Annotated in this window: 13 protein-coding genes; 6 read left to right on the top strand and 7 right to left on the bottom strand. The window is 71.0% G+C overall.

All coding sequences use genetic code 11. The features are described from left to right. The first annotated feature begins 10 nt into the window (after positions 1–10). The 3 genes from ACFY5B_RS35990 to ccsB are packed head-to-tail and all read left to right on the top strand — an operon-like array spanning position 11 to position 3,612. A complete protein-coding gene (locus ACFY5B_RS35990; protein ID WP_104787268.1) occupies positions 11–784 on the top strand; it encodes a cytochrome c biogenesis CcdA family protein in 774 nt (257 codons plus the stop codon). Between the two features lie 3 nt (positions 785–787). Continuing rightward, positions 788–2,533 carry a cytochrome c biogenesis protein ResB gene (locus ACFY5B_RS35985; protein WP_389978262.1) on the top strand — a complete coding sequence of 582 codons (1,746 nt, stop codon included), beginning with the start codon at positions 788–790 and terminating at the stop codon, positions 2,531–2,533. Beyond that, positions 2,530–3,612, top strand: a complete 1,083-nt coding sequence (gene ccsB / locus ACFY5B_RS35980; RefSeq protein ID WP_389978259.1) for a c-type cytochrome biogenesis protein CcsB — start codon at positions 2,530–2,532, stop codon at positions 3,610–3,612. The genes ACFY5B_RS35985 and ccsB overlap by 4 nt, the downstream gene beginning before the upstream one ends. 40 nt (positions 3,613–3,652) lie before the next feature. On the opposite strand, the gene ACFY5B_RS35975 is transcribed toward ccsB, so the two are convergent. The 3 genes from ACFY5B_RS35975 to ACFY5B_RS35965 form a co-directional block, all read right to left on the bottom strand. After that, positions 3,653–5,065: a condensation domain-containing protein gene (locus tag ACFY5B_RS35975; RefSeq protein WP_389978256.1), complete on the bottom strand. Its 1,413-nt coding sequence runs from the start codon at positions 5,063–5,065 to the stop codon at positions 3,653–3,655. A 135-nt stretch (positions 5,066–5,200) separates the two neighbouring features. Continuing rightward, positions 5,201–5,653, bottom strand: a complete 453-nt coding sequence (locus ACFY5B_RS35970) for a nucleoside deaminase (RefSeq protein ID WP_389978253.1) — start codon at positions 5,651–5,653, stop codon at positions 5,201–5,203. 4 nt (positions 5,654–5,657) lie between these two features. Next, positions 5,658–6,410: a MerR family transcriptional regulator gene (locus tag ACFY5B_RS35965; protein WP_389978251.1), complete on the bottom strand. Its 753-nt coding sequence runs from the start codon at positions 6,408–6,410 to the stop codon at positions 5,658–5,660. Positions 6,411–6,491: 81 nt separating this feature from the next. Between ACFY5B_RS35965 and uvrA the strand changes: the two genes are divergently transcribed. Next, the gene (gene uvrA, locus ACFY5B_RS35960) at positions 6,492–8,978 is read left to right on the top strand and encodes an excinuclease ABC subunit UvrA (RefSeq protein ID WP_389978248.1); all 2,487 of its coding nucleotides are present in this window, start codon (positions 6,492–6,494) and stop codon (positions 8,976–8,978) included. Positions 8,979–9,351: 373 nt separating this feature from the next. Here uvrA and ACFY5B_RS35955 read toward each other — a convergent pair whose 3' ends face one another. Beyond that, positions 9,352–9,957 (bottom strand): hypothetical protein, encoded by a 606-nt coding sequence (locus ACFY5B_RS35955; protein WP_389978245.1) that lies wholly within the window; start codon positions 9,955–9,957, stop codon positions 9,352–9,354. Positions 9,958–10,109: 152 nt separating this feature from the next. Between ACFY5B_RS35955 and ACFY5B_RS35950 the strand changes: the two genes are divergently transcribed. Next, a complete protein-coding gene (locus ACFY5B_RS35950; RefSeq protein ID WP_389978242.1) occupies positions 10,110–11,024 on the top strand; it encodes a Scr1 family TA system antitoxin-like transcriptional regulator in 915 nt (304 codons plus the stop codon). Continuing rightward, positions 10,972–11,085 carry a DUF397 domain-containing protein gene (locus ACFY5B_RS35945; RefSeq protein ID WP_257028075.1) on the top strand — a complete coding sequence of 38 codons (114 nt, stop codon included), beginning with the start codon at positions 10,972–10,974 and terminating at the stop codon, positions 11,083–11,085. The genes ACFY5B_RS35950 and ACFY5B_RS35945 overlap by 53 nt, the downstream gene beginning before the upstream one ends. 1 nt (position 11,086) lies before the next feature. Here ACFY5B_RS35945 and ACFY5B_RS35940 read toward each other — a convergent pair whose 3' ends face one another. The 3 genes from ACFY5B_RS35940 to ACFY5B_RS35930 form a co-directional block, all read right to left on the bottom strand. Then, a complete protein-coding gene (locus ACFY5B_RS35940; protein WP_389978239.1) occupies positions 11,087–11,431 on the bottom strand; it encodes a hypothetical protein in 345 nt (114 codons plus the stop codon). Further along, the gene (locus ACFY5B_RS35935; RefSeq protein WP_389978236.1) at positions 11,428–12,033 is read right to left on the bottom strand and encodes a DUF6232 family protein; all 606 of its coding nucleotides are present in this window, start codon (positions 12,031–12,033) and stop codon (positions 11,428–11,430) included. Before ACFY5B_RS35935 ends, ACFY5B_RS35940 begins: the two co-directional genes overlap by 4 nt. Positions 12,034–12,101: 68 nt before the next feature. Continuing rightward, positions 12,102–12,395 (bottom strand): PLD nuclease N-terminal domain-containing protein, encoded by a 294-nt coding sequence (locus tag ACFY5B_RS35930; protein WP_389978233.1) that lies wholly within the window; start codon positions 12,393–12,395, stop codon positions 12,102–12,104.

Here is a 12,395-nt window from a genome sequence, read left to right as displayed (position 1 = left end):
GAGCAGCGACGTGAGCGCAGTCACCACGCTCGCCGCGGTGGCGGACCCCAACGGCACGGTGCTCAACGGCGCCCTGCTCGTGGCCCTGCCGATCGCGCTGCTCGGCGGACTCGTCTCCTTCTTCTCGCCCTGCGTCCTGCCGCTGGTGCCCGGTTACCTGTCCTACGTGACGGGTGTCGCGGGCACCGACCTCGCCGAGGCCCGGCGCGGCCGGATGGTCGCGGGCGCCTCCCTGTTCGTGCTCGGCTTCACCGCCGTGTTCGTCTCCACCGGGGCGCTGTTCGGCTACTTCGGACAGACGCTCCAGGAACAGCAGGGCGTCCTGTCGAAGGTGCTCGGCGTCCTCATGATCCTCATGGGCGTCTTCTTCATGGGCCTGATGCCCTGGCTCACCCAGCGGGAGTTCCGCTTCCACCGGCGGCCCGTGGCCGGGCTGGTCGGCGCGCCCCTGCTCGGCGCGCTGTTCGGCATCGGCTGGACGCCCTGCATCGGGCCCACCCTCGCCTCCGTGCTGGCCCTCTCCTCCGACCAGGGGAGCGCCGGACGCGGTGCCGTCCTCACCGTCGCGTACTGTCTGGGCCTGGGCGTGCCGTTCGTGCTCGCCGCGGTCGCCTTCCGCAAGGCCCTCGGAGCCTTCGGCTGGATCAAGCGCCACTACGTCTGGGTGATGCGGATCGGCGGCACCATGATGATCGTGACCGGTCTGCTGCTGCTGACCGGCGCGTGGGACCGCATCGTGCAGGAGATGCAGGTCTGGTCCGACGGCTTCACTGTGGGGATCTGATCGATGAGCAAGACCACCGCCTCCGACCCGGCCCCGTCCGCCGCCGAGGACCAGGAGCTGGGCGAAGCCGGCTCCCAGCTGTCCACCGCCCCCAAGGAGGAGGCGCCCAGCCTGCCGTCCCTGGGCGTCATCGGCTGGGTCCGCTGGTTCTGGCGGCAGCTCACCTCCATGCGGGTCGCCCTGCTGCTGCTCCTGCTGCTCTCCCTCGGCGCGATCCCCGGTTCCCTCATCCCGCAGTCCGGCCAGGACGAGACGAAGGTCGCCGACTTCCGCAGGGCCCACCCGACCCTCGGGGACGTCTACGACAAGATCGGCATGTTCCACGTCTACAGCTCGGTGTGGTTCTCCGCGATCTACATCCTGCTGTTCGTCTCCCTCATCGGCTGCATCGTGCCCCGCACCTGGCAGTTCGTCGGCCAGCTGCGCGGCCTGCCGCCCGGCGCGCCCCGGCGGCTGACCCGGCTGCCCGCCCACACCACCTGGCGCACCACGGCCGAACCCGAGCAGGTCCGCGAGGCCGCCCTGGCCCTGCTGAAGAAGCGCCGCTTCCGCACCCACCTCACCGGGGACGCCGTCGCCGCCGAGAAGGGCTACCTGCGCGAGGTGGGCAACCTCGTCTTCCACATCGCCCTCATCGTGATGCTGACCGCCTTCGCCTGGGGCCAGCTGTACAAGTCCGAGGGCAACAAGCTGGTCGTCGAGGGTGACGGCTTCTCCAACACCCTCACCCAGTACGACGACTTCAAGTCCGGCAACCTCTTCACGTCGGACGACCTGGTGCCGTTCAGCTTCAACCTGAAGAAGTTCACCGGCACCTACGAGCGCACCGGCCCCAACAAGGGCACCCCGCGCGTCTACAAGGCGGACATCACCTACAGCTCCGGCGCCTACGGCAAGGACGAGAACGACACCGTCGAGGTGAACCACCCGCTGGAGATCGGCGACTCCAAGGTCTACCTCGTCAGCCACGGCTACGCGCCGGTCATCACCGTCCGCGACGCCAACGGCAAGGTCGTCTTCGACGACGCCGTACCGCTGCTGCCGCTGGACGCCAACGTCACGTCCTCCGGTGTCGTCAAGGTCCTCGACGGCTACCGCAACGCCCAGGGCAAGAAGGAGCAGCTCGGCTTCAACGCCTTCTTCGTGCCGACCTTCGGCGGCTCCGCCAGCGGCACGATGCTGTCGCAGTTCCCGGCGCTGGACAACCCGCTGCTCGCGCTGTCCGCCTACCACGGCGACCTCGGGGCCGACTCGGGCATCCCGCAGAGCGTGTACCAGATGGACCGCACCAACATGAAGGAGTTCAAGGACTCCCAGGGCAAGCTCTTCAAGAAGCTGCTGAAGCCCGGGGAGACCATGAAGCTCCCGAACGGTGCCGGTTCGGTCACCTTCGGCAAGGACATCAAGGAGTGGGCCGGCTTCCAGGTCGTCCAGCAGCCCGGCAGCGGCTGGGCCCTCGCCGGTGCCCTCGCCGCGATCGGCGGCCTCGCCGCCTCCCTGTTCATCCAGCGCCGCCGCGTCTGGGTGCGCGCGGTCAAGGGCGCCGACGGCGTCACCGTCGTCGAGATGGCCGGCCTCGGCCGCAGCGAGTCCGCCAAGGTCCCCGAGGAGCTGGGCCACCTCGCCGGCGACCTCTACGAGCAGGCGCCGGGTGCCCCCGGCCCCGACGGCCCCGCAGATTCCCCCGACCCCGCTCAGGAGCCGGGTACCGAACCCCCCGTACCTGCCGAAGGGGCTGAGAAGCAGTGACTCTCGCCGCCGCCACGAACGAAAATCTCGCGAACATCAGCAATGTGCTGATCTACTCCGCGATGGCCGTCTACACCCTGGCCTTCTTCGCGTACATCGCCGAATGGCTCTTCGGCAGCCGCAGCAAGGTCGCCAGGACCGCCGCCGCGCTCACCAGCAAGGCGGACGCCCAGAAGGCGGCCCCGGCCGTCACCGTGAACCAGGCCGGCGGCACCGCCGTGCTGGAGCGGCCGAAGGTCACCGTGCGGGCCGCGTCCGGTCAGCGTGACGTGCCCGACGGCCCCGGGGCGCACGGCGGTGACGAGCAGGGCGACCTGTACGGCCGGATCGCCATCTCCCTGACGGTGCTCGCCTTCCTGGTCGAGTTCGCCGGTGTCCTCACCCGCGCCCTGTCGGTGGAGCGCGCCCCGTGGGGCAACATGTACGAGTTCAACATCACGTTCTCCACGGTCGCGGTCGGCGTGTACCTCGGACTGCTGGCGCTGAAGAAGAACGTGCGCTGGCTCGGCCTGTTCCTGATCACCTCGGTCCTGCTCGACCTGGGCCTCGCGGTCACGGTCCTCTACACCGCCAGCGACCAGCTGGTCCCGGCCCTGCACTCGTACTGGCTGTACATCCACGTCTCGACGGCGATCTTCTGCGGGGCGGTCTTCTACGTCGGCGCGGTCGGCACGATCCTGTACCTGTTCAAGGACTCCTACGAGAGCAAGCTCGCGAGCGGCGGCACGCCCGGCACCTTCGCGACCTCCGTCCTGGAGCGGCTGCCCTCCTCCGCCTCCCTCGACAAGTTCTCCTACCGCGTCAACGCGGCCGTCTTCCCGCTGTGGACGTTCACGATCATCGCGGGCGCCATCTGGGCCGGTGACGCCTGGGGCCGCTACTGGGGCTGGGACCCCAAGGAGACCTGGTCGTTCATCACCTGGGTCGCCTACGCCGGCTACCTGCACGCCCGCGCCACCGCCGGCTGGAAGGGCCGCAAGGCCGCCTACCTGGCCCTCATCGCCTTCGGCTGCTGGCTGTTCAACTACTACGGCGTGAACATCTTCGTCTCCGGCAAGCACTCCTACGCGGGCGTGTAGCTCCCGCCGGTGTGTCCCGCCCCGACCCCGCCGGCGTGTCTCACCGCCGGGGGGCGGGGGCGTGGTCCGCGACCGACGCGATGATGTCGCGCAGCCGGTCGGCGTACAGCCGCATGTTCTTGTGCGCGACATCCGTGTCCGGGTAGCGGGCCGCGAACCACAGGCCCTCGTGGAGGCGGGTGACCCAGGCGCAGACCTGGTCGCCGTACGACACCCGGATCAGGCCGTAGGCGTTGCGTTCGGTCCAGCTCGTGGACTCGGGAATGCCGCGGGCGTCGGCGAACGACACGATCGAGTACATGTCGGGGGAGGTCGGCCGGAAGTCCGCGCCGAGCAGGCGCAGCACCCGGGCCAGTGGCATGCGGGCCAGCGACCGGGTGGCATGCAGCGCGGCGCGTACGGTCTTCAGCGCGGCGGGGAAGTCGGGCGCCTGGGAGACGGGCACCTCGATCGGCGCGCCGCCGACGTACCAGCCCACCGAGTCCGAGTACGCGGACTTCGCCCGCGTGTGGAAGGGCACCACCGTCCGGTAGACGGGTTCACCGCCGATCTCGTGGACGATCAGGGCGGTCGCCGCCAGCACCCCGACGAGCGAACCGCCATAGGGGCGGCAGTACGCCTCGAACGCGGCGGCGGCGTCCGCGTCGACGAGCATCTCGCGCATGAGCTTCTGCGTCGGCAGCCCGGCCCCGGGATCCAGCCCGAGGTCCACGGGGAAGCTCGGCAGCCGCCCGTCGCAGCGCCGGATGAACTCCCGCCAGCGGGCGACGATCTCGTGGTCCGCGTCGAGCCGGTCCGCGTCGGCCCGCTCGGCCTCGCAGAAGTCGACGTAGCTGGAGACCGGCGACTGCTCCGGGGCGCGGCCGGTGAGATGAGCGGCGTACAGCTCCTGGATCTCCGCCGGGATGCGGTAGATGGAGAACGCGTCGACGTTGCTGTGGTCGAAGGCCATGTACACGCTGGTGCTGTCGTCCCGGACGACGGCCGTGTAGATGAGGTTCGGCCAGCGCAGCGCGTCGGCGGTGGTGTCGAAGCGGTCCTGGAGGTGCTGGGCCAGGGCCTCGGGATCGGTGAACTCGCCGGCGTCCTCGCGGTGCAGGGAGACGGAGGCCTCATCGAGGGTGAAGCGGCGGATCGAGTCGCCCGGCCCGCCCGCCCAGCGAAAGCCGCTGCGCAGGGTCTCGTGCCGCAGGGTCCAGCCGCGCAGCGCCTCGCCCAGCGCGTCCAGGTCGACCCGCCCCGGGATGTCGAACGCCGCGCCGAGCCAGGTGGGTACGAACAGACCGTCCTCGCGCACGGACCGCGCCGTCCGCAGATGCGACTCCTGGATGTAGGCGGGCGGCCTGGAGTCCTCCGGCAGGGCCTTCGCCGTCGCGACGGTGGCAGGGCTCAGCGTCCATTCGACGAGTCGCCCAGGTCGTACGTCGCAGCGCTGGATGTCAGTCATTCGCACAGGGCGTCTCCGTTCGCAGGTGGGATAGACCCGACCAAACGAATGGCGAACCCGCCACCGGCGACACCGGGTGTCGCTACATTTCAGGGGATCGGATGGCATCCCGAACGGTGATGCGAACCCCGGGCGGTGCGCTCAGTTGACGCCGATGTCCTCGTTCCACAGATCCGGGCTGCTCGCGATGAAGCCCCGCATCAGGCCGATGCACTCGTCGTCGTCCAGCAGCACGATCTTCACACCGTGCTCGGCCAGCCAGTCGTGGCCGCCGTGGAAGGTCACGTCCTCCCCGATCACGACGCGGGAGATGCCGAACTGCCGCACCAGCCCGGAGCAGTACCAGCACGGCGACAGGGTCGTCACCATCGTCGTGCCCCGGTAGGAGCGTTGCCGCCCGGCCGCGCGGAAGGCCGCCGTCTCCGCGTGCAGGGACGGATCACCGTCCTGGACGCGGCGGTTGCGGCCGCGGCCCAGCAGGGTGCCGTCGGCGCCGTACAGCGCGGCACCGATCGGGATGCCGCCCTCGGCGAGCCCGGTGCGGGCCTCCTCGACGGCGGTCGTGAGCCATGTGCGTGCCTGTGCCCGGTCCATGACCTCATCCATGACCCCGCCCCGCCCCCTCATAACCCGGCCCCGCTGCGGCGAGCCGGTCGAGATGAGCGTGCAGGGCGCCCGCGCCCTCGATCATGACTCTGGTGCGCGCCGTGAGCGCCTCGCCGCGCGCCGCGACGGCCGCCCGCAGCGCCGCACTGCCGCCCTCCCGCCGCAGCCCCTCCAGCACCGGTCTGATCTGGTCGAACAGGTAGTGGCTGCGGCGCAGGGTGTGCACGAGCCGGGCGTCGCGCACATCGGCCGGCTCGTACACCCGGTACCCCGTCCCGCGCTCGCGTCCCGGTGTGAGCAGCCCGGCCCCCTCCCACACCCGCAGCGCCGACGTCCGCACGCCCAGCAGCGCGGCCACCTCCCCGATGCGCAGCCCGCCCGAACGCGGCAGCGGGGCGGGCGGCCCGGCCGCGAGCAGTTCCAGGGCCTCGCTCGCCGCCCGCAGGGACACCCGCTCCTCGTGCAGCGCCGCATGCGCGGCGTCGAGCAGCGCGAGCGCGCCCGGCACGTCCCCCTCGTGCACGGTCCGCATGATGTGCGTCGCCGTCACCGGCCCGTACCCGCGCATCAGCGTCCGGTACGCCAGCAGCGCGCCGCGGTGCACCTCGCCGAAGACGCGGTAGCCGGACGCGGTCCGCGCGGCCGGCGGGAGCACACCGGCGTCCTCGTAGTTGCGGATCTGCTGCGTCGAGACACCGGCGAGCCGGGCCAGGTCGACGGGACGGAGGCGGCGGTCGTTCGTCATCGATTTGAAGGTTACGGCAGACGTCAAGCTCAGGGACCCTTGAAAGTCTCAACACCACACTTCAATGGAAGACTTGAAGGAATGGACGACTGCATCCGCGTCACCGGCGCACGCCTCCACAACCTCAAGAACGTCTCCCTCTCCCTGCCGAAGAACAAGCTGGTCGTCCTGACCGGCCTCTCCGGCTCCGGCAAGTCCACCCTCGCCTTCGACACCCTCCACCAGGAGGGCCAGCGGCAGTACCTGGAGTCGCTGGGCATGGTCACCGGCTTCGCCGGCAAGCCCGCCGTCGACTCGATCACCGGCCTGTCCCCGTCCATCAGCGTCGACCAGCACCTCACCAACCGCAGCCCCCGCTCCACGGTCGGCACGGTCACCGAGGTCTTCACCTACCTGCGTCTGCTGTGGTCCCGCATCGGCATCCGCCCCTGCCCCGGCTGCGGCGAGGACATCCCGCCGTCCCACACCGACGGCACCGAGGCCGACGAGGACGCCGAGGCGGAGCAGCGGCCCTGCCCGCACTGCGGCACGCCCGTGCCCGAACTGGTCATGGGCTCCTTCTCCTTCAACAAGCCCGCCGGAGCCTGCCCGGCCTGCACCGGCCTGGGCGAGGTGATCCGGCCCGACGTACGGCGCCTGCTCGACGACGCGAAGCCGGTCGCGCACGGGGCGGTGAAGGGCTGGAACGCCAAGTTCACCGCCTGGAGCCTCCCCGTGCTGCGGGCCGCCGCCGGCCACTACGGCTTCACCTTCGACCCGGACACACCGGTCGGCGAACTGGACGACAGGGCACGAGACCTGCTGCTGCACGGCGTCGAAAGCCCCCACTTCCGGCGGCACTTCCCCGAGACCGCCCCACCGGCGACCGTCGCGGCGGGCCGCTTCGAAGGGGTCGCGACGGCGCTGCTGCGCCGCTACAGCGAGCGCGCCGACAACCCCGAGTACCGCGAACGGGCCGAGCGCCAGGGCCTGGTGAAGCAGCCCTGCGCCGACTGCGACGGGACCCGGCTGGGCGTGCGGGCACGGGCGGTGACCGTGCACGGCCTCGGCATCGTCGAGGCCGCCCGGCTTCCGCTGACCGACCTCGGCACCTGGCTGAGCGGCCTGCGCGAGCGGTCGGGCGGGGACGAGTGGCTGCTCGTGGAGCCGGTCGTCGCCGACCTGGAGGAGCGGGTACGGCGCCTGCTGGACGTCGGAGTCGGCTACCTCACCCTGGGCCAGGCCACGCCCAGCCTCTCCGCCGGCGAGACCCAGCGGCTGCGACTGGCCGCCCTGCTCGGCTCCGGCCTGACCGGTGTCCTCTACGTCCTGGACGAGCCGACCATCGGCCTGCACCCCTCGGACACCGCCCGCCTGATCGGCGTCCTGCGCCGCCTGCGCGACCTGGGCAACACCGTCCTCGTCGTCGAGCACGACCTGGAGGTGCTGCGGGCGGCGGACCACGTGGTGGACGTCGGCCCGGGGGCGGGCCGGGACGGCGGCCGGATCGTCGCGGCGGGCACCCCGCAGGAAGTGGCGCGAACGGCGGGCTCGGTCACCGGCGCATACCTCTCGGGCAGGCTCCCGGCCCCCCGGTCACGCGGCCGCGGCGACGCCGGTACGGCGCTGCTGATCAGGGGAGCGCGGGCGCACAACCTCAAGGACGTCACCGTACGGATCCCGCTGGGGCGACTGGTGACGGTCACCGGCCCGTCCGGCTCGGGCAAGTCGACACTGCTGCTGGACATCCTCGGCCGGGCGGCCCGCCGGCGCTTCGACGGGGCCGGCGAGCTGCCCGCCGAGCACGACGGCATCGACGGCTGGGAGCACCTGTCCAAGGCCGTCCTCATCGACCAGGAGCCGGTCGGCCGCGTGCCCCGTTCCAACGCGGCGACGTACTCGGACGTCTTCACCCCGATCCGCGAGGCCTTCGCGGCGGCCGGACGTCTGCCCGCGGGCCGCTTCTCCTTCAACGTGCCGGGCGGGCGCTGCGAACGCTGCGAGGGCGCCGGTGTGCTGACCGTACGGATGCACTTCCTCCCGGCGGTCCAGGTGCGCTGCCCGGCCTGCCACGGGCGGCGCTTCCGGCCCGAGGTGCTCGCCGTCCGGTACGAGGGCAACGACATCGCGGAGGTGCTGGAGGCGACGGTGGACGAGGCGCTGGGCGTCTTCCGGGACGTGCCCGCCGTGGCCGGCCGCCTGCGCCGCCTGGCGGACGTGGGCCTCGGTTACCTGCCGCTGGGCCAGCCCGCGACCACCTTGTCCGGCGGCGAGGCGCAACGCCTCAAGCTGGCGAAGGAGCTGGGCCGCAGGGCGAGCGACCGCACGCTGTACGTCCTCGACGAGCCGACGACCGGACTGCACGCGGCGGACACGGCCCGGCTCCTCGGGGTGCTGCAACGGCTGGTGGACGCGGGCCACTCCGTCGTCACCATCGAACACAACGCGGAGGTGATGCAGGCGTCGGACTGGCTGATCGACCTCGGGCCGGTAGGCGGGGCGGGAGGGGGCCGGGTCATGGCCGAGGGCGCCCCGGGGGAGGTCGCGGAGGTACGGGCGCCCCGGACGGGCGGGTTGCCGACAGGGTGACTCGAGACGTGCTGTCGGGGCCGCCCGCTTCTTGCCAGTGTCGTGCTTCCACGGCCTGCCTCAAGGGCGCTCCGGGTCGGCTCCGCCGATCGGCCTGCGGCCGACCCTTGACCCAGCCCGCTCCAGCACGGGAGAGAAGCGAGCGGACGGCCCGGAAAGGCGGGTGGCCGAACCCCGTGTGCGGTCATCGGCCCGTCGCATCGCCGATCGGCATCGGGCGGACGCACCCGCGCCTCGCCTGCACGCCGGGCAGGCTCAGCGGCGACCGGTGGACCGGTGGACCGGTGGACCGGTTCGTTCGGTGTGGCGGTGGCGGTGGCGGTGGCGGTGGCGGTGGCGCGTGCGCAGGGCGGCGGCCCCGACGGTTGCCCCGTCAGCCCTGCCGCTCCAGCACCGCGTAGTCCGCGAAGCTGCGGCGGTAGCGCAGGTGCCTCGTCTCCTGGGTGTGCCTGCGCTGCCACTCCTCCACCTCGCCGGGCGCCTGGCACGGGCCCGAACCCGCCCCGCAGTCCTCCTCCTCACCCGAGACGCACCGCGCCTCGTACTCGGGCTGCGCCGACACGTCCTGCACGATCGTGTACGGCACGTACCGGAAGAGCCTGCGGCCGGTCGACTCCCCGCCGTGCTCGTCGCGTTGGTGCTGGCGCAGCAGCACGTTCGCGTCCGTCACCGCACTGCCGTCGAACGCCGCCCGCGCCCTGTCCCGCCGCAGCGCCAGCTCCTCACAGCCCGCGCACCCGGGCACCGGGGAGGGCGGCCGGGTCGGATCGGCCGACAAGCCCTCCCTGGAACGCTCGTTGAGCGCGCGTACGCCGGCACTGAGCCGCTCGTCCGGGGTCGCCTCCCGGATCCTCGCCGGGTCCGCCTGCCATTCCCGGCCGCCACCGACCGGGCGCAGCATCACGTACGGGCCGGTTCTGTCCTGGTACTCGCCGACCTTGCGCGTCTGGGGGTCGTAGACGAGCGTTCCCGGTTCCATTCCGTGCACCTCCGTCACTCTGGGTGTATCGAGCGTTGCGCACGGGAACAGTCCGGTTCAATGCTTGGCGTGTGACACCGGTGCACTGTCACGGAGGGGGAGCCGTGGGCCGACGGAACGGCGGAGCGGAGTCGGGGGCGAGTACGGCCGCCGTGTTCGGAGAGGTGCTGCGGCATTTCCGTGAGGCGGCGCTGCTCACGCAGGAGGCGTTGGCGAGGCAGATCCCGTGCGACCGTTCGCATGTGGCGCGGGTGGAGGCCGGTACGAGGGTTCCGCAGGACACGTTCGCCAAGACTTGTGACGACCTTCTGGGCACGGGTGGGGTGTTGCTTCGCCTGTGGGGCCGGATCGACTGGTATCCGCAGGTGGAGCATCCGGATTGGTTCGAGCGGCGCGTGCGGATGGACGCGGAGGCAGTCTCGCTGCTGGCGTACCAGACCAACGTCATTCCCGGGTTGTTGCAGACGCAGGACTATGCGTGGGCGCTGTTCGCCCGTCACATCGCCGACCAAGACGAGGTGGAAGAGCGTGTGAAGGCGCGGATGAGTCGACAGCAACGCTTCCTCGCCCCGGCCGGTCCCCTGTTCGTGGTCGTACTTGACGAGAGCTGCCTACGCACCAGGGTGGGTAGCCCGGCGATCATGCGCGATCAGTTCGCCCACTTGCTGGAGGCGGGGCGACGTCCCAACATCCGCATCCAGGTAGTGCCGGCCGACGACCCCGGCGTCGACCGCCCCAACACATCCATGTCGCTGATCACGCTGCCGGACGGCCACCAGTGGGTGTACTCCGAGTCGCTGGATCAGGGCCATTTCAACGACAATCCGGCCCTCTTCGCGAGGCATCGCCACACCTATGATGTGCTCAGGGCTGACGCGCTGTCCGCCCGCCAATCAGCCGCTCTGATCAGCGACTTGATGAAGGGGTATGAGCACGATGAGCAGCCATCAACTCAGCGCGGCGACCTGGATCAAGAGCAGTTACAGCGGCACAAACGGCGGGGACTGCATCGAAATAGCCCCCGCTTACCCCGAAACCGTCCCCGTCCGCGACAGCAAGAACCCTGACGGACCGGTCCTGGTCGTGACCCGGTCCGCCTGGTCCGCGTTCGTCGGATCCCTGCGCTGACCTACTGCCCGCTCACCATCTGCAGGATCCGGTTGGCCGCCTCGGCCACCGGCTGGCCCACCGCCCCGACGGCCGCGGCGATCGCGGCGACGGCAAGCAGCGCCCGGTGCCGCTCCTGCGCGGGCGCCGCGTCCGCGGCCAGCACCGGCAGGGACTCGTCGATGAGCTGCGCGCTCGGCTGCGGCAGCTGGTCGCGCAACTGCCGCACCTCGCGGATCAGCTCGGCGAGGGCCAGCCGCAGGGCGGGGTCCGTGTCGCCCGTGGCGCCGTGCTTCACGATGCCCGTGTTGCCGCTGCCGCCGTGCATGTTGACGTTGTCGCCGTAGTAATAGTTGTTGCCGCTCATGCCGCGATCCCCGTGTTCCCGTTGCCGCCGTACATGTTCACGCTGTCGCCGAAGTGGTAGTTCGTGGGCGAGTTGATCGTCAGGCGCTCCACCGTCACCTGGAACTCGGTGTCGGGGTTCTCCAGCGCGCCCGCGACGTAGCCCACGAGCTGGTCGAGGTGCTGCGGGTTCCGGCTGGTGACCATCGCGGTGGACGGGCCGGCCGTCTCGACGGCGAGGACGTAGTGCGACTGGGCCGTGACGACGGAGAGCATGTCCACGAAGAAGTAGATCAGCGCCGCGCCCGTGCCGAGCCACACGAAAGTGAGGACTCCGGTGCCCGTGGACTGGCCGTCGAGGAACGTCAGACTGCCGATGATCGACAGACCGACCCCCACGGCCAGGGTGATCAAAGCGCGGGTCAGGAAGCGGAAGACCGCCTCCTTGCGCTTGGGGTGCAGGGTGAACGTGTACACCCGGGCGATGTTGCGGAGGGGGTACGCGGCCGTGCCGACCCATAACAGACGTTTGTGGACGCGCAGTTCGACGTCCGTCATGGCGCGCGGCGGAGTGGAGGGCGGGGGCGGTACGTCCCACTGCCCCGGTGGCTGCTGTGTCTCCATGGACACCATTGGCGACCATGCGCTTACCGAGGGCAAGTGGTTTCACGCGGCCGGTGAGGCCGGTGTCTTCAGGACTCGTCGCGCCTCGGGTCGTCGTCCTTGTTCTTGTCCTCGTCGAGCGACTTCAGGAAGTCGGGATTGTCGTCCGGGGCCACCCACTGCCGGGGGCGCTCCGCCGCGGGCACCCGCTTCTTGCCGGCGATCAGCCAGGAGATCGACCCGACGAGCGGGAACACCAGCACCAGGAGCGCCCACAGCGGCTTGGGCATGTGGCGGATCTCGTCGTCCCTCGTGCTGATGCAGTCGATGAACGCGTACACGCTGAGCGCCAGCGGCACGAGGAACATCAGTACCCGAAGCAT

It is taken from the genome of Streptomyces sp. NPDC013187 (assembly GCF_042899705.1).
In the GTDB taxonomy this organism is placed as follows: domain Bacteria; phylum Actinomycetota; class Actinomycetes; order Streptomycetales; family Streptomycetaceae; genus Streptomyces; species Streptomyces hawaiiensis_A.
This window is presented reverse-complemented; position numbering and strand designations above follow the sequence as displayed.